13 protein-coding genes are annotated in these 16,249 nt (G+C 75.0%); 5 read left to right on the top strand and 8 right to left on the bottom strand.

The window, feature by feature from the left end; all coding sequences use genetic code 11:
- Positions 1–119: 119 nt before the first annotated feature.
- From AC07AZ_RS17905 to AC07AZ_RS17890, 4 genes are all read right to left on the bottom strand, one after another.
- Entirely contained in the window at positions 120–1,484 is a 1,365-nt protein-coding gene (locus AC07AZ_RS17905; RefSeq protein WP_478848690.1) for an FAD-dependent oxidoreductase, read from the bottom strand.
- Between the two features lie 105 nt (positions 1,485–1,589).
- Positions 1,590–4,418, bottom strand: a complete 2,829-nt coding sequence (locus AC07AZ_RS17900; RefSeq protein ID WP_478848688.1) for a SpoIIE family protein phosphatase — start codon at positions 4,416–4,418, stop codon at positions 1,590–1,592.
- 238 nt (positions 4,419–4,656) lie between these two features.
- Positions 4,657–7,206 (bottom strand): SpoIIE family protein phosphatase, encoded by a 2,550-nt coding sequence (locus AC07AZ_RS17895; protein WP_478848686.1) that lies wholly within the window; start codon positions 7,204–7,206, stop codon positions 4,657–4,659.
- Between the two features lie 451 nt (positions 7,207–7,657).
- Positions 7,658–8,149, bottom strand: coding sequence for a DUF1360 domain-containing protein (locus AC07AZ_RS17890; RefSeq protein ID WP_478848684.1), 492 nt, complete (start codon positions 8,147–8,149; stop codon positions 7,658–7,660).
- An 83-nt stretch (positions 8,150–8,232) separates the two neighbouring features.
- Here AC07AZ_RS17890 and AC07AZ_RS17885 point away from each other — a divergent pair, with 83 nt between their 5' ends.
- Positions 8,233–8,394: a hypothetical protein gene (locus tag AC07AZ_RS17885; protein WP_478848708.1), complete on the top strand. Its 162-nt coding sequence runs from the start codon at positions 8,233–8,235 to the stop codon at positions 8,392–8,394.
- An 80-nt stretch (positions 8,395–8,474) separates the two neighbouring features.
- Here AC07AZ_RS17885 and AC07AZ_RS17880 read toward each other — a convergent pair whose 3' ends face one another.
- Positions 8,475–8,837: a hypothetical protein gene (locus tag AC07AZ_RS17880; RefSeq protein ID WP_478848682.1), complete on the bottom strand. Its 363-nt coding sequence runs from the start codon at positions 8,835–8,837 to the stop codon at positions 8,475–8,477.
- Between the two features lie 168 nt (positions 8,838–9,005).
- Here AC07AZ_RS17880 and AC07AZ_RS17875 point away from each other — a divergent pair, with 168 nt between their 5' ends.
- Positions 9,006–9,326 carry a hypothetical protein gene (locus AC07AZ_RS17875; RefSeq protein WP_478848680.1) on the top strand — a complete coding sequence of 107 codons (321 nt, stop codon included), beginning with the start codon at positions 9,006–9,008 and terminating at the stop codon, positions 9,324–9,326.
- A 154-nt stretch (positions 9,327–9,480) separates the two neighbouring features.
- The gene (locus AC07AZ_RS17870) at positions 9,481–10,119 is read left to right on the top strand and encodes a class I SAM-dependent methyltransferase (RefSeq protein WP_478848678.1); all 639 of its coding nucleotides are present in this window, start codon (positions 9,481–9,483) and stop codon (positions 10,117–10,119) included.
- Positions 10,120–10,651: 532 nt separating this feature from the next.
- Here the strand turns inward: AC07AZ_RS17870 and AC07AZ_RS17865 are convergent.
- On the bottom strand, positions 10,652–12,265 hold the full coding sequence (locus tag AC07AZ_RS17865; protein ID WP_478848676.1) for a glycerol-3-phosphate dehydrogenase/oxidase: 1,614 nt from the start codon (positions 12,263–12,265) through the stop codon (positions 10,652–10,654).
- Positions 12,262–12,861 (bottom strand): TetR/AcrR family transcriptional regulator, encoded by a 600-nt coding sequence (locus tag AC07AZ_RS17860; protein ID WP_478848674.1) that lies wholly within the window; start codon positions 12,859–12,861, stop codon positions 12,262–12,264. The genes AC07AZ_RS17865 and AC07AZ_RS17860 overlap by 4 nt, the downstream gene beginning before the upstream one ends.
- A 69-nt stretch (positions 12,862–12,930) precedes the next feature.
- Here AC07AZ_RS17860 and AC07AZ_RS17855 point away from each other — a divergent pair, with 69 nt between their 5' ends.
- The gene (locus tag AC07AZ_RS17855; RefSeq protein WP_478848672.1) at positions 12,931–14,529 is read left to right on the top strand and encodes an FAD-binding oxidoreductase; all 1,599 of its coding nucleotides are present in this window, start codon (positions 12,931–12,933) and stop codon (positions 14,527–14,529) included.
- A gap of 208 nt (positions 14,530–14,737) precedes the next feature.
- A complete protein-coding gene (locus tag AC07AZ_RS17850; protein ID WP_478848670.1) occupies positions 14,738–15,628 on the top strand; it encodes a YegS/Rv2252/BmrU family lipid kinase in 891 nt (296 codons plus the stop codon).
- Between the two features lie 5 nt (positions 15,629–15,633).
- Here AC07AZ_RS17850 and AC07AZ_RS17845 read toward each other — a convergent pair whose 3' ends face one another.
- Positions 15,634–16,113, bottom strand: coding sequence for an MSMEG_6728 family protein (locus tag AC07AZ_RS17845; RefSeq protein WP_478848668.1), 480 nt, complete (start codon positions 16,111–16,113; stop codon positions 15,634–15,636).
- Positions 16,114–16,249: the final 136 nt, after the last annotated feature.

Genomic DNA, 16,249 nt, shown 5'->3' with positions numbered 1-16,249 from the left:
AACCAGCAGAGCTCAGACGGAATAGTAGCCCCAAGCGCACGCCAACCGCCCCCCCCCCCCCCCCCCCCCCCCCCCCCCCCCCCCCCCCCGCCGTAGGCCGGTCGCCGTGGGCCGGCGTGCTACGCCCCGCTCTCCCTGAGCATGTCCTCGCGCTCGACGAGCTTGACGCGCTCGCGTCCCTGCGGCTCGCCCAGCGCCTTCTCGGCGGCGTCCAGGCGGTACCAGCCCTCCCAGGTGGTGAACCGGACGTCGCGCTCGGCGAGGAACGCGTCCACGGCCTCCGGGTCGGGCGAGCCCGGGGTCAGCAGCCGCCCGTTCGCGTGGTCGTCCAGCAGGTTGGCCACGGTCTCGTTCGCGTCGCCCTTGGTGTGACCGATCAGGCCGACCGGGCCGCGCCGGATCCAGCCGGTGACGTATGTGGAGCGCAGGTGCTCGCCGTTCTCCTGGACGACCCGGCCGCCGGCGTCCGGGACGGTGCCGGAGTCGAGGTCCCAGGGCAGCTTGGGGAGCTTGTCGGACAGGTAGCCGACGGCGCGGTAGACCGCGCTGACGTCCCAGTCCCTGAACTCGCCGGTGCCCTTGACGTTGCCGGTGCCGTCGAGGGCGGTGCGCTCGGTGCGCAGGCCGACCACCCTGCCGTCCTCGCCGAGGATCTCGGCCGGCGACTCGAAGAAGTGCAGGAACAGCTTGTGCGGCCGGTCGCCGACGTCGCGGATGGCCCACTTCTCCAGGGTCTTGGCGACCATGTCGGCCTGCTTGTTGCCGCGCCGGGTCTCGATCGAGCCCGCGTCGTAGTCGATGTCCTCGGGGTCGACGACGACCTCGATGGTGGGGGAGTGGTCCAGCTCGCGCAGCTCCATCGGGCTGAACTTCGCCTGGGCGGGACCGCGGCGGCCGAACACGTGGACTTCCAGGGCCTTGTTGGCCTTGAGCCCCTCGTACACGTTCGGCGGGATCTCGGTGGGCAGCAGTTCGTCGGCCGTCTTCGCCAGGATGCGGGCCACGTCCAGGGCGACGTTGCCGACGCCGAGGACGGCGACCTTCTCCGCCTCCAGCGGCCAGGTGCGCGGCACGTCCGGGTGGCCGTCGTACCAGGAGACGAAGTCGGCCGCGCCGTAGGAGCCGTCGAGTTCGACGCCGGGCACGGACAGCGCGCGGTCGGCCGTCGCGCCCGTGGAGAAGATCACGGCGTCGTAGAACGCGCGCAGGTCGTCGAGGCTGATGTCACCCGGGTAGTCGACGTTGCCGAAGAGGCGGACCTGCGGCTTGTCGAGCACCTGGTGCAGGGCGGTGACGATGCCCTTGATCCGCGGGTGGTCGGGGGCGACGCCGTAGCGGATCAGTCCGAACGGGGCCGGCATGCGCTCGAAGAGGTCGATGGACACGCCGGGTTCGGCGGCCACCTCGGACTTGAGCAGGGCGTCGGCGGCGTAGATCCCGGCGGGGCCGGCTCCGACGATGGCTACCCGCAGGGGGCGGGGCATGATCAGGTTCCCTTCGAGCGGTGACAACGCGTCTCGTCGGGAAGCCTAAACTGAGGCAATCCTAAGTTGGTACGCGGGTCCGGTCTATGAGCTCATAAGTCCAGTTTATGAGTGACTCGAGGGGGTTGTTCCGGGCAGCGGCTGCTCCGCCCAGATGACCTTGCCGGCGGGCGTGTACCGGGTGCCCCAGCGCTCGGAGAGCTGCGCCACGAGAAACAGCCCCCGCCCGCCCTCGTCCGTCATCGCCGCGTAGCGGAGGTGCGGGGAGGTGCTGCTGCTGTCGAACACCTCGCAGACCAGGCCGCGGTCGAAGAGGACACGCACCTGGACGGAGTCCCCGCCGTAGCGGATCGCGTTGGTGACCAGCTCGCTGAGGATCAGTTCCGTCGTGAACGACAGGTCGTCCAGACCCCACCGGGCCAGCTGCCGGGTGACCAGGGAGCGGACCTCGCCGACGGCCGCCGGCTCGGACGGCACCCGCCACTCGGCGACGCGGTCGGCGGGCAGCGCCCGGGTGCGCGCGACGATCAGCGCCACGTCGTCGCTGGGGCGGGCCGGCAGCCGGGAGTCGAGGACGGCCCGGCAGGTGTCCTCGGGCGACGGTCCCGCCCCCTCCAGGGCGCCGCGCAGCAGGTCGAGCCCCACGTCGATGTCCTGTTCCCGGTCCTCGACGAGCCCGTCCGTGTACAGGACCAGCCTGCTGCCCTCCTCGAGTTCGAGGTCGACCGTCTCGAACGGCAGGCCCCCGAGACCCAGCGGCGGGCCGACCGGCACCTCGGGGAAGTCCACACTGCCGTCCGGCCTGATCACCGCCGGCGGCGGGTGGCCGGCGCGGGCCACCGTGCACAGCCGCGACACCGGATCGTAGATCGCGTACAGGCAGGTCGCGCCGGTGACCGGGGCGGTGCCGCCGTCCACCGTCTCGTCCTGGTCGATGCGGGCGACCAACTCGTCCAGCAGGGCGAGCAGTTCGTCGGGCGGCAGATCCAGGGCCGAGAAGTTGTGCACGGCCGTCCGCAGCCGCCCCATGGTCGCCGCGGCGAGCAGACCGTGCCCGACCACGTCACCGACCACCAGCGCGACCCTGGTACCGGACAGCGGCAGCACGTCGAACCAGTCGCCGCCCACGCCCTCCTGGGCCGGCAGATAGCGGTAGGCGATCTCCAGGGCGTTCTGGTCGGGCAGGCTGCGCGGCAGCAGACTGCGCTGGAGCGTCACCGCCATGTTGTGCTCGCGCGTGTAGCGGCGGGCGTTGTCGATGGAGACCGCGGCCCGGGTGACCAGTTCCTCGGCGAGGGCCAGTTCGTCGGTGTCGAACGGCTCGTTCTTCTCGGAGCGCCAGAAGCTGGCCACCCCCAGCACCTGGCTGCCCGCGCGCAGCGGCACCGCGATCAGCGAGTGGATGCCGTACGCCACCACCTGCGCGGACCGTTCCCGGTCCTGGGCGCGCCAGCCGGGCGCCCTGCCCAGCCGCGGTTCGATGACGGGCCGGCCGGAGTCGAGGCTGCGGGCCTGCGGGGAGGTGTCGACGAGCGTGATGTGCCGGCCCACCGGATACAGCGGGGCGTCCTTGCGGATGCCGCTCACCGCCGTACGGATCACCGACCCCGTCACCTCCGGCTGTCCGCCGCTGAGCACGGCGTGGAACAGGTCCACGGTGGCGAAGTCCGCGAACCGGGGCACCGCCAGCTCCGCCAGTTCCTCGGCGGTGCGGGTCACGTCGAGGCTCGTGCCGATGGCCACGCCGGCGTCGTAGAGCATGTTGAGGCGTTCCCGCGCCGCCTCGGCCCGGCCGGACAGGGCCCGCAGCTCCGTCGAGTCGCGCAGTGTGGCGACGCTCCCGGGCGGGCCGCCCTGGCTGTCCGTGCTGCGCTGGTTGACCGCCAGCAGCCGGTCCTTGACCAGGTGGACCTCGTCGGTGGCGACGCGGCCCGAGGTGAGCAGCGCCGTCATGTCGGGGGTCAGGCCGAGCTTCACGACGTGGCGTCCCTCGGCGCTCGCGGGCAGGTCGAGCAGGCGGTGCGCCTCGTCGTTGGCGAGCAGCAGCAGGCCCTCGCCGCCGACGATGAGCACCCCCTCGCGGACGGCGTGCAGCACCGCGTCGTGGTGCTCGTACATGCGGGTCATCTCGTGCGGGCCGAGCCCGTGCGTCTGGCGCAGCAGCCGCCTGCTCACCAGCGCCGTTCCGGCGAGCGCCAGGGCGAGCGCCGCCGCGGCGGCGCCGAGGAGCAGCGGCAGCTGGCGGTTCGCCGCGCCGCCCACGTTGTCCAGGGTCACCCCGGCCGAGACGAGCCCCACGACCTTCCCGTCGGGCGCCTTGATGGGCACCACCGCCTGCACCAGCGGGCCGATGGTCCCCGTGATCTGCTCGGTCACCACGCCGCCGGCCAGGGCGGGCCCGATGGTCCCGACGAACTTCTTGCCGATGCGGTTGGGTTTGGGGTGGCTGTAGCGGATGCCGTCGGTGTTCATGACGACGATGAAGTCCACCCGCGTCGCCTTGCGGGCCGCCTCGGCGCGCGGTTGCAGCACCAGGCTCGGGTTGGGGGCGTTCAGCGCCTCGCGGGTGCCCGGCGCGTCGGCGAACGCCTCGGCCACCGCGACGGAGCGGTTGCGGGCCTCCTGCGTGCTGTCGTGCCGGCTCTGCAGCACCAGAGCCGCCACCGCGGCCATCACGAGCAGCAGCACGATCACCACTTGCAGGACGAAGACCTGCCCGGCGACGCTTCGCCCGCCGAGCGCGGACCGCACCCCGGCGCCGGGCCCACGCGGCGGCCCGGCACCGTCCCGGTGCGCGCGCACGGACAGACCAACCGGTATGTACCCGGCCGACCGCCCACGCGCCCCGCGGGCGTCCTCGGAAGCGCCGTCGGGGCGCGCAGCGCTGGGACTACGGGTCGACCGGGCCCCGTATCGACCGCCTAGTCGGACCATGTGCCCATGTCTACACTGCCGCGCCCCGCGAGGCGAGGGGTGTCACGGCGTGTGACGGGACGGGGCCGTGACGCGGGGTCGGGGCGGGTACGGTGGCGCGGGCGCGGGGGCCGGTTCGACTCCGAGGGGTGTGGAGCGGCGTCGGTTCGGCCCGGGCGCCAGGGGGCCGCGCCCCGGCCCAAGAGGCGTGGCGTGCCGTCGACTTGGAGGGGTGCGCGACGCGGCGCCGTCCGCGTCCTCACGCCCGACGGGGACCGGTGTCGGTGCGGCGGGCGGCGAGGAGGAGGGCGATGTCGTCGGGGCGGTCGGCGGCGTGCCGGGCGCTTCCGGTGAGCCGGTCCGCCACACCGGCCAGCGAGCGACCGCCCGGGCGGTCGCCGGGGCCGCCCGCCCGGGACAGGGCGACGCGCAGCGCGGTGATGCCGTCGTCGATGTCCGCGCCCGGGTGCTCGACCAGCCCGTCGGTGTAGAGCGCGAGGATGGCGCCGGGCTCCATCGTCAGCTCCGTCACCGGGTAGTGGGCGTCCGGGGCGACGCCCAGCACGACCCCGCCGGGCAGGTCCAGGACGTGCGTGCGGCCGTCCGGGAGGCGCAGCAGCGGCGGCGGGTGACCGGCCCGGGCCGCGCGGGCGAGACCGGTGGCCGGGTCCAGACGGATGTAGCAGCAGCTCGCGAAGAGTCCCGGGTCGAGGTCGATGAGCAGGTGGTTCGTACTGCTCATCACCTCGTCGGGTGGCCGGTCCCCGAGCGCGAACGCCTTCACCGCGCTGCGCAGCTGGCCCATGGTGGCGGCGGCCTGCACGCCGTGGCCCTGCACGTCGCCGATCACCAGGGCGAGGCCGTCCCCGGCCTCGATGACGTCGTACCAGTCGCCGCCCACGTCCATGCCCTGGGTGCCGGGCAGATAGCGTCCCGCGGTCTCCACCAGCGGGTGCGCCGTGAGCCGCTGGGGCAGCAGGGCGCGCTGGAGCCCGCGGGCGAGCGCCGTCTCGGTCTCGTAGCGCTGGGCCTTCTCCATGGCGTGGGCGATCAGCCCGGCGAGGGCGGTGAGCACCGTGCGTTCCTGGGAGCTGAAGCTGCGCGGGCGGTCGAAGCCCAGGATGCAGGAGCCGACCGGACGGCCGGAGGCGATCAGCGGCAGGAAGGCGCGGGAGCCCACGGTCGAGTCCAGCGCCATCCCCGGGTAGGCCGCCGCGAGCTGGTCCATCGAGTCGAAGAACAGGGGGCGGCCGGTGGTCAGTGTCTCCACGCCGGGCAGGTGCTCGTCCAGGCTCACCCCCTCGAAGCGGGTGAGGAACCCCGGCGGGAAGCCGGTCTCCCACGCCAGGTACAGGTGGCGGTCCTGGAGCAGGTAGATGGCGAGCCGGCGGCCGCCGAAGGCCGGCAGCAGCTCCCGCATGACCACCGCCGACACCTGACGCGCGGTGACGGCCTCCGTCAGCGCGATGGCCAGGACGATCGGGCGGTACAGCGGAGCCAGCGAACCGGCGCCGTCCCCGGCCGCGAGGACCTCGGCGGCCTCGCCGGCCGCCGGTGACAGCCCCGCGGTGTCCGCGGCGTGGCGGGTCGGGCGGACGGTGCAGCTCAGGATGTCCGGCCCGGGATGCACCGAGAAGGTGAGCCAGTCGCCCTCCTGCGGCTGCGACGCGGGCTCGCGTCCCTCCGGTTCGGGCCGCCGGGCGTCGAAGTACACCGGATCGGGCGCCAGGAGGGCCCCGCGCAGGTGGTCGTCGTGGTCGGGCCGCTTCAGCCACGGCACGGCCTCCCACAGCGGCAGTCCGAGCAGCGCGGTGCGGGAGCGGTTCAGCAGCTGGGCGGCGCGCGGGTTCGCGTAGGTGATCAGCCCGAGCCGGTCGAGGCAGAGCACGCCGTCCGGCAGCAGGTCCGCCGCCGCGTCGCCGGACGTGCCGGGACCCGGAGCCAGCACGATGCCCCGCACCGGGAGCGTGCCGGGCGGCCCGGTATCGGCGAAGGCGTCGTCGTAGGGCGTCCACAGGTCCATCAGCCGCAGTCCGCCGTCGGCGGCCCGCAGGTACAGCGGCAGCAGCGGCGGTCTGCCCGCGGACGTCTCCCGCAGCGCGGCCAGCAGCCGTGGCGCGTCGCCCGGTGCCACGGCGTCCGCGAAGCCGTCGGCGATGCCGCTGAGGGCCTCGGGCGGCACGCCCAGCAGGGCGGGCAGGCGGTCGTCCACGGTCACCACCGAGGTGACGGGGTCCCAGGAGAAGCGCCCGACGTGCCCCGAGTCCCGCTGTGTGGCCGGGGGCCGGACGGACAGGGGTTCCCCGTCCCATACGACTGCCTCCCCGGAGTTCTCCAGTTTCCGCAGGGAGGCGCCCAGTTCCTCGGCCAGCTGGGCCATGCGGTCCCGCTCGGCCAGCAGTTCGGTGGGGTCCGACACGGCGGGGCGCAGGACGGTCAGGACGCCGTACGCCGTGGACCCGCTCACGACCGGCACGTACAGCGACCCGAACTGGAACGGCAGGCCGGCCGCGAACTGGGGGTAGCGGCGCATCGTGTCGGTGGCGTTCGTCAGCACCACCTGGACGCCGAGGCGGTGGGCGTCGGCGACCGGGAAGGGACGGTCGACGTGCAGTCGCCACCAGGGCCGGAACAGGGGGCCGGGCAGGCCCGCGAGCACGGCCAGGCGCAGCAGTCCGGGCGTGCGGGAGCGCAGGTAGATTCCTCCCGAGTGGCCGCCGGCCGTGCTGATCGCCTCCGACGAAACGTCGATCAGCAGAGCCGCCAGCCGCCCGGGTGTGGCGTGTCCGTCCTCGGCGCTCCCAGTCATCGGCCCTACCTCGTCCGTGCGCCGTCCCGCGGGCGACACAGCAAGAATGCGCCACAACAGCCCCGACACGCACCTGGGCGGCCTGGATCCGCGCCTTTCCGGGCGTATACCGGGAGGGGTGCCGCGGCCGGCCGGGCCCCCTCCGACACGCCCGCCGGGTTCGGCGCCCGGTCGCGCCCGACGAGACCGACCGGCGGGCGTCGGCGCTGCTGCGCCACCCCGGCCTGGTCGCCCCCGTGGGCTGGCCGCACCGGGCGATGCTCCTCGACCGGCTGGCCGGACCCGGCACTCGTCGCCTGAACCGGCGGCCACAGACGGCGCGCGGTTCTGATGGGGGCGAGGCCGCGGGCGACACGGCCGGGCGGGAGGTACTGCCGCGCGGGCGGTACTGCCGGGCGGGCGGTACGGCGCCGGGCTGCGAGGCCGGGCGCCGGGTCGCCGCCCGCAGTGCTCAGCCCTCGACCTTCTGCTCGGTCCAGGTCCAGGCGTACTGCAGCCAGTCCGCGAGGGTGACCGCGCTGAGGCCTGCGGCCAGCAGACGGGCGCCGCGCGGCGCGCAGACGTAGCAGGCGACGAGGCCGCCGGCCACCCAGGCGGCGGTGCAGAACGGGCAGGACAGGAGCTCGCCGACGGCCCGGCGCGCCCCGCCGCCGCGGGGTGCGTCGTTCACCTCGCCGGCCGGTCCCTCCGCCCCGCGCCGGGTGAAGGGCGCCCGCAGGAAACTGGTGATCTTGTCCTTGGTCAGCAGCCGGGAGGCCTTGAAGGTCGCGGTGCCCAGCAGCGCCACGTCCCAGGGCGGGACCTCCTCCGGCAGGCGTACGCCCCGCATGCGGGACACGACGGCGAACACCGTGGCGCCGGCGGTGAAGGTCGAGGCGAGCGCCGCGTAGCCGGCGAGGGGCACCTCGCCCCTGTCGTCGTATCGGAGTTCGTCGGTGGTCATGGCATCCTCCCTCGGCACCGTCTCCCGGATGAGCGGGAGCGGCCCGGGTGCCCGGTCCGCCGGGAGGCACACGCGGCGAACACATGTCCGCGCGCCGCTCCGGCCTGGAGCCGCTCGCCTCGCGGGACCTGACCGAACGGAACCGTGAGCCGTTGGCCGGGCTGGGCCAGAACGAGTCGCGCGACGTGGAGGGCCGCACCGTGACCCACTGCGTCCCCGACGAACGGCACGTCGTCGAGCGGTGATCACAGCACGCCGCCGGGCACGGCCTTCGCGGCCGCGCCCGGCAGGTTGCTGTTCGTCCGGCCCCGGTGGGGCCGAGGGGTCACCCCAGCAGCTCCCCGGCCGCGGAGTCGTGGGCGCGGGTGTAGACGTCGGTGTCCAGATCCCGGTGCCCGAACCGCAGTTCGTAGCGGGTCCGCAGGACGGACGCGGCCTTCTCGCGCGGCACGCCCGTCAGACCGAAGTGCTGGCGCGCGTACTCCAGCACGTCGTCGACGTCGACGCGGCCGCGCAGCACCCGTTCCCCGCCGCGAGCCTGCTCGCACTCCAGGCGGGCGGCCAGGGCGCGCCGCCGGGCCGTGATGGCGATGTCGGCGGCCACCCCCAGTTGCGCGCGGAGGTGGCGGGCCTGCCCTGCGGACAGCTCCCGCGCCGAACGGCCGCGCCGCCGGACCAAGCGCTTCATTCCCAACCCCTTTGTGACGACTGGGCGCCGTCCGGGCTCGGCGGACGGCGCGTGTGTGCGGACGTGTCCCGACCGGCTACCCGCGGAGCCGGGGTTCAGACCCCTCGATTCCGGGCCCGCGGCCGCTCGCCGCGCGCGATGGCGCCTTCGTCCCTACGATCGGTTGACGTGGGACACGTATTCGAGGAGCTCGTGGAGAAGCGGCGCGCGGCCGACCAGGCGCACAGCCGGGTCGACGAGCTGCGCCGGTCGTACGGACCGCCGACCGAACACACGTGGACCAGACATGAGACCGCCACCTACGAGACCGCGTTCCGGGCCTGGCGCGACCTCGACCGCGATCTCCGCTCCGCGCTGGCCGAGTACGCCAAGGAGCAGGGCCGGCCACGCCAGGAGGTCGAGAGAGAGGTGCAGACGGCCGTACGACGGTCGGAGGCGCACCGGCGTCCGGAATCGGAGCGGGGAGTGGACGGGCGCGGGCGGGAGTAGAGGAGCCCGGGCGCGGGAGCCGGTGCGGGTGTCCGCCGTCGCGGACTTTGCCGTACCGGCAATTCTGTTTGCCCGCCGCACGGCGGCGACGGGAGGCTTCCCGGCGAGGGTCTTCGAGGACCCCGACGACCAGCCCGTCCCGCCAGGAGGCGCCATGACCCACCCGCCCGTGACACCCGCCGCGGAGTTCTGGGAGACCCGCTACCGAGACAGCGGCCGCGTCTGGAGCGGTCGCCCGAACGCGCTCCTGGTGCGGGAGACGAGCGGCCTCCGGCCGGGCCGCGCGCTCGACCTGGGCTGCGGGGAGGGCGCGGACGCGGTGTGGCTGGCCTCGCAGGGCTGGCAGGTCACCGGGGTGGACATCTCGGGAACCGCCCTCCGGCGCGCCGCCGCCCACGCCGACGAGGCCGGGGTGGCCGACCGCGTCGGCTGGGAACGGCACGAACTCGGGGTGACCTTTCCCGAAGGGTCCTTCGACCTGGTGAACGCGCAGTACCTCCAGTCGCCGGTGCGCATCGACCAGCGGGCCGTGCTGCGGCAGGCTGCGGAAGCCGTCGCGCCCGGCGGCACGCTGCTGCTCGTCCTGCACGCCGGATGGCCGTCCTGGCAGGAACAGCCGCCCTTCGAGGCCGAGTTCCCCACTTTGGAGGGCACGCTCGCCGAGCTCGCGCTGCCCGAGGACGGCTGGACGCTGGAGACACTCGAAGCGGTCCGCCGGGAGTGCGCCTCCCCCGCCGGCGTCGAGGGCTTCCGGGAGGACAACGTCTGGCGCCTCAGCCGCACGAAAGCCTGACGGCGAGCACACCTCGGCCCCAGGGCGGCCTGTCGGCACCCCGCGCCCGGCGGCGGAACGGCCTCTCGGGCCTCTGCACGCCGGGGGCGGAACGGTGGTTGCGGGTTCCGGCGCCCGGCTGTCGAGCGGTTGCGGATTTCCGCGCCCGGCTGGGGAACGGCCTCTCCGGCCCCCTGCACATCGGTGGGTCGGTGCCCCCGCCGTGAAGTGGCGTTTCCAGGCCCCGCGCCCCGGTGGCGAAGTCGCCGTTCGCGGGTCGGTGCCCCCGGCCGTGAAGTGGCGCTTTCGGGCCCCACCCCGACCGCGGGGTCTCACCTCGGGCCGGCGACCCTGGACCGTGAGGCGGGGCCCAGGAGCGGGCCCCGCGCCCCCGGCTGCGGAGCGCCCGCCCTTTGGGTTCGCGCCCCCCTGGGTTCGCGCCCCCCTGGGCCCGCGCCCGCTGGGCCCGCGCCCCCCGCGCCCCCGCTCCCAAGCCCCGCACCGCGTTCGCGGTGTCGGCATACCGGGCCGGCGCCCGCCGGGCCGAGCGGGGTCAGTCCCGCGTCGTCGGTGCCTCGGACAGCGCCTCGGACAGTGCCTCGTGGGCCGCGGGCAGGGCCGCCGTGCGGTCCTCGGGTACCAGGCCGATGCGGGTGCGGCGGTCCAGGACGTCCGCCGTGTCGAGCGCGCCCTCGTGGCGCACCGCCCAGAGCAGTTCGGCGCGGGTGACGGGGTGCCCCGGCAGCACGGGTTCGCCGAGGCGGGGGTCGCGGACGCCGAGCGCGTGCACGGCCGGGGCCTCGGTGCCGTAGCGCCGGACGAGCCGGCGTGGCGCCCGGAGCATGGCGAGCGTGCGCGGCGGGGCGGCGCCCACGAGGGGCAGCGCGGCGGTGGGGGAGGGGCCGGCCGCGAGGCGGCGGGTTTCGACGGCGGCGTCCACGGCGTCCTGCGCCATCCGCCGGTAGGTGGTGAGTTTCCCCCCGACGACGGTGGTCACGCCGTCCGGTGAGGTGAGGACCGCGTGCCGGCGGGAGATGTCGGCGGTCCTGGCCGCCGGGCCGGCGTGGTCCGACGGCGAGGTGTCCAGCAGGGGCCGCAGTCCGGCGAAGGCCCCCACGACGTCCTCGCGGTGCACCGGGACGTCGAGGACGGAGCCGAGCACGTCGAGCAGGAAGCCGATGTCCGTCTCGGGCACGTCGGGCACGTCCGGTACGCCGCCCTCCACGGGTTCGTCGGTGAGGCCGACGTAGACACGGCCGTCGCCCTGCGGCAGGACGAGGACGAAGCGGTTGGTCTCGCCGGGCACCGGCACGTGCAGGCCGGCGGGCAGCGGCCCGAGGCGGTCCGCGCGCAGCACGAGGTGGGTGCCGCGGGAGGGGCGGATGCGGACGCCGTCCACCAGGTCGCCCGCCCACACGCCGGTCGCGTTGATGACCGCGCGGGCGCGGATCAGCCCTTCCTGACCGGTGAGTTCGTCGCGGACACGGGCGCCGGAGCCGGTGAGTTCGCGGGCCCGCACCCGGGTCAGGACGCGCGCACCGTGCGCGGCGGCGGTCCGGGCGAGCGCGGTCACCAGGCGGGCGTCGTCGGTGAGGCGGCCGTCCCAGGACAGCAGGCCCCCGCGCAGGCCGTCGGGGCGCAGCGCCGGGGCCAGGTGGCGGGTCTCGACCACGGACAGCCGGCGCGGTGCGGGCAGGGTCGCGCGGGCCGTACGCGCCGCCAGCCGCAGGGCGTCCCCGGCCCGGAAGCCGGCGTGGGCCAGCGCGGCCTGGCCGCGGGAGACGAGCGGGGTCAGGGGCAGCACGAACGGCTGGGCGTGCACCAGGTGGGGTGCGGTGCGCTCCATCAGCACGCCGCGTTCGACGGCGCTCTCGTGGGCCACGTCGAACTGGCCTGCGGCGAGGTAGCGCAGCCCGCCGTGGATGAGTTTGGAGCTCCAGCGGGAGGTGCCGAACGCCAGGTCGTGGGCGTCCACGGCGACGACGCTCAGGCCGCGGGCGGCGGCGTCGAGGGCGGCCCCGGTGCCGGTGGCGCCGAGTCCGACGACCAGGACGTCCACGACGGGACCCTCGACGGCCCCGCCGAGTTCCCGCGTACGCCGGGCGGCGGACAGGGACGGCCCGGGGGCCGACGGGGTGTGGGGGGTGTGGCCGGCGGTGGGGCTCATGGTGTGAGGGTCCTCTCCAGGACGGTCCGCAGTTCCGTGAGGAAGGCCGCGGTGTCCAGCTCGGTGTCGTCCTCGTCGGTCATGGTCCGCAGGGACAGGGTGAAGGACTGCACGACCAGCAGCAGGGACCTGGCCTGCCGTTCGGTGTGGCCGGGCCGTACCGAACCGTCGGCGTGTCCGTCCGCCAGGGCGTCGGCCAGCAGCCGCAGCAGGGCCTCCTGGCTCGCTCCGCGCCGGTCCAGGACGTAGGGGAGCAGCAGCTCGGGATCGACGTCCACGATCTTGCGGAAGAGGGGGTGGGCGCGGAAGGCGTCCACCCCGGCCACCAGGCCGTCGACGATCAGAGTCCGCGCGTCCGTGCCCGGGCGCGGCTCGGGCATGGCCCCGGTGGCCACCGCGACCCACTCCCGGGTCATGAGGTCGCCGACCAGGGACCGCACGTCGGGCCAGCGCCGGTACAGCGTCATCCGCGAGACACCCGCGCGGCGGGCCACGTCGGTGAGGGTGGTGCGGCGGACCCCGACGGCGAGGACGCAGTCGCGGACCGCGTCGAGCATCGCGTCGCCGTCCGAGTCGTTGTGACGAATAGGCGTCATGTGTCACAGTGTAACGCCCCGGGGTACCCGGGGGAGCGGCTCTGGAACCGACCGGTGAGGACGACAGTCATGGACATGCTGTGGAGCGGCTGGGGGGACCCGGCCCGAGCGACGCCGCTGCCCGACCCGGTGACCGGGCTGCTGCGCGAGCTGCTCGGGGTCGAGCCGCTCGGCGCGGAGCCGGTCGCGCTGGAGAAGATCGGCGTCCCCGAGCCGCCGCTGACCGGCGCCGCGCGCCTCGGCCTGCTCGCCGCCGTCGGCGGGCACGAGGACGGGGTGCGCACCGACGCGCAGACCCGGATCCGCCACACCCGCGGCAAGTCCACCCCCGACCTGCTGCGGATGCGCGGCGGCGACGTCGACGACCTGCCGGCCGCCGTCGTCCTGCCCGCGAGCCACGACGAGGTGAGCGCCGTCCTGCGGGTGTGCGCCGAACACGGCCTGGCCGTCGTGCCGTTCGGCGGCGGCACCTCCGTCGTCGGCGGACTCACCCCCGGCCGGCGCCTCCCCTTCGTCGCCCTGGACCTGCGCCGCATGGACCGCCTGGTCGCCCTCGACCCGGTCTCCCGGACCGCCACCCTGCAAGCCGGGCTGCGCGCCCCGCGGGCCGAAGCCCTCCTGGCCGAACAGGGCTTCACCCTCGGCCACTTCCCCCAGTCCCACGAGTGGGCCACCATCGGCGGATTCGCGGCCACCCGCTCCAGCGGCCAGGCGTCCGCGGGGTACGGCCGCTTCGACGACATGGTCCTCGGACTCACCCTCGCCACCCCCGAGGGCACCCTGGACACCGGCCGCGCCCCCCGCTCGGCCGCCGGACCCGACCTGCGCCAGCTCGTCCTCGGCTCGGAGGGGGCGTTCGGAGTCATCACCTCGGTGACGGTCCGCGTCCGCCCCGCCCCGGCGGTCCGCCGCTACGAGGGCTGGCGCTTCGCCACCTTCGAGGAGGGGTCCGCCGCACTGCGCCGGCTCGCCCAGGACGGGCCGCTGCCGACGGTCCTGCGGCTGTCCGACGAGACCGAGACACTCGTCGGTCTCGCCCAGCCCGACGCCATCGGAGCCGCCGGGGCGCGGGAGGCCGCCGGATGCACGGCGATCGCCGGCTACGAGGGCACCGAGGAGGACACCGCGCACCGCCGGGAACGGGCCGCGGCCGTCCTGCGCGACTGCGGCGGGACCTTCCTGGGCGAGGAACCGGGACGGCGCTGGGCCGAAGGCCGCTACACGGCCCCCTACCTGCGCGACTCCCTGCTCGACGCCGGGGCGTTCGCCGAGACGCTGGAGACGGCGGCGTTCTGGTCACGCCTGCCCGGCCTGTACGCCGCCGTGCGCGAGGCGCTGACCGGCACGCTCACCGCGTCGGGCACCCCGCCCCTGGTCATGTGCCACATCTCCCACGTCTACGAGAACGGGGCCTCGCTGTACTTCACCGTCGTCTCGGCGCGGGGCGAAGACCCGCTCGCCCACTGGACGCGCGCCAAGCACGCCGCCAACGAGGCGATCCTCGACGCCGGCGGCACGATCACCCACCATCACGGCGTCGGCACCGACCACCGGGACTGGTACGTCCGGGAGGCGGGCCCCCTCGGGGTGGAGGCGCTGCGGGCCGTCAAACGGCGGCTGGACCCGTCCGGGCTGCTCAACCCGGGCATCCTCCTCCCGGCGGACTGACCAGGCCCCGGCGGGACCCGCCCCCGCGCGCCCCGTTCCCCCCGCCGTGTCCCACGAAGCCCCGCCACCCCACGTCCAGCCCGATCCCGTAACCCCACCTCCACCCCCCATCCTCAAGCGCCGAAATCCCACCCCACCCCACCCCACCCCACCCCACCCCACCCCACCCCACCCCCGCCCCGATCCCGTAAGCCCCGGAGGCACACCGATGCGACAGTTCACCGCCGTCGTCAACCCCACCGCGGGCGGGTCCGCCGGGGCCGCCGCGCTGCTTGGGGTGGCCCGTCTGCTCCGCGAGGCGGGGGCCGGGCTGGAGACCGAGTACAGCCGCAGCCTCGCCCACGCCCGTGAGCTCGCCCGGCAGGCCGGGGAGGCGGGCCGGGTGGTGCTCGCCGTCGGCGGCGACGGCATCGCCGGCGGCATCGGCGGGGCTCTCAGCGGAACCGGCGCGGTCCTCGGACTGGTCCCGGCCGGCCGGGGCAACGACTTCGCCCGCGCGCTGGGCCTGCCCTCCGACCCCGCCGGCCTGGCCGAGGTGCTGCTGCGCGGTGAGCCGCGCCCGGTCGACACCATCGAGGTCCGCTCCGCCGTCCACGACCGCACGGTGGTCCTCGGCAGCGTGTACGCGGGCGTCGACGCCGTCGCCAACCGCCATGCCAACCACGCCCGTCTGCTGCGCGGCACCGCCTCCTACTACGCGGGCGGCCTGCGGGCGGTCACCACCTGGCGTCCGGCGCGCTACCGGGTCACCGTCGACGGCGAGGAACACCCGCACACCGGTTACACGGTGGTGGCCGCCAACTCCGGCTACTACGGCTCGGGCCGCCTGATCGCCCCCGACGCCCGCCTGGACGACGGGATGCTGGACGTCGTACTGATCCGCGAGGCGCCCCGCCGGCTGTTCTTCGCCCTCATGAACGACCTCACGACGGGGGCCCACGTCCACCGCCCGCAGGTGAGCGTCCTGAGAGGCCGGGAGATCCACATCGAGGCCGACCGTGAGGTGCCCTACGGCGCGGACGGCGAGGTGGAGGCCGTACTCCCGGTCACGGCCAGAGTGCTGCCCGGCGCGCTGAACGTCCTCAGCCGGACACCCTGACGCGCTCACGCCGCGTGCCGGGAGGTCCGGTCCGAGGGCGGCCAGACGTACGGCAGGTCGTCGGGCACGTCCGGGAACACGGGTGTGTAGAACTCCGGTGCCTTGCGGACGAGCGCGGAGCGGTGACTGAGATGGAACGCGGGGTCGCCGAGCCACGGGGGCAGTTCACCGGCCTCCCGGAGCTGTTCCTGGGTGCGGATGCCCGACCCGTCGCCCTGTCCGGCGAAGTCGGCCATCAGCGAGGCGGCGCAGGTGTCGGCGCGTCCGCCCGCCGTCCACACCCCGCACATCTCCAGGCCGTAGCGCACCAGCGCCTCCTCGTACCCCGCCCACATGCGCACCGCCGGATGGTGCCGCCAGCCATAGCCGGCGACCGTGAGGCCCCGCAGCACCTGGAGGGTCTCGACCCGCTGCTTGCCCAGCCGGCGCGGATCGAGGGCGGCGGCGGAGGCGCCGAAGTCGGGGTAGGGCAGGAAGGTCTGCATGGTCCGTCCCCTGTCGGTCGCGAGGGCCGGGGGGGGGGGACCTTGCCAAACGTGCTACCCCCCGGCGGGGTCGTTTCTTCTCCTCCTCCCACCGAACACCTTCCCTGGGCGGTTAGGTGGCGGTGGAAAGCTCCCA

The sequence above is a fragment of the Streptomyces sp. NPDC043878 genome (assembly GCF_056435735.1).
This window is presented reverse-complemented; position numbering and strand designations above follow the sequence as displayed.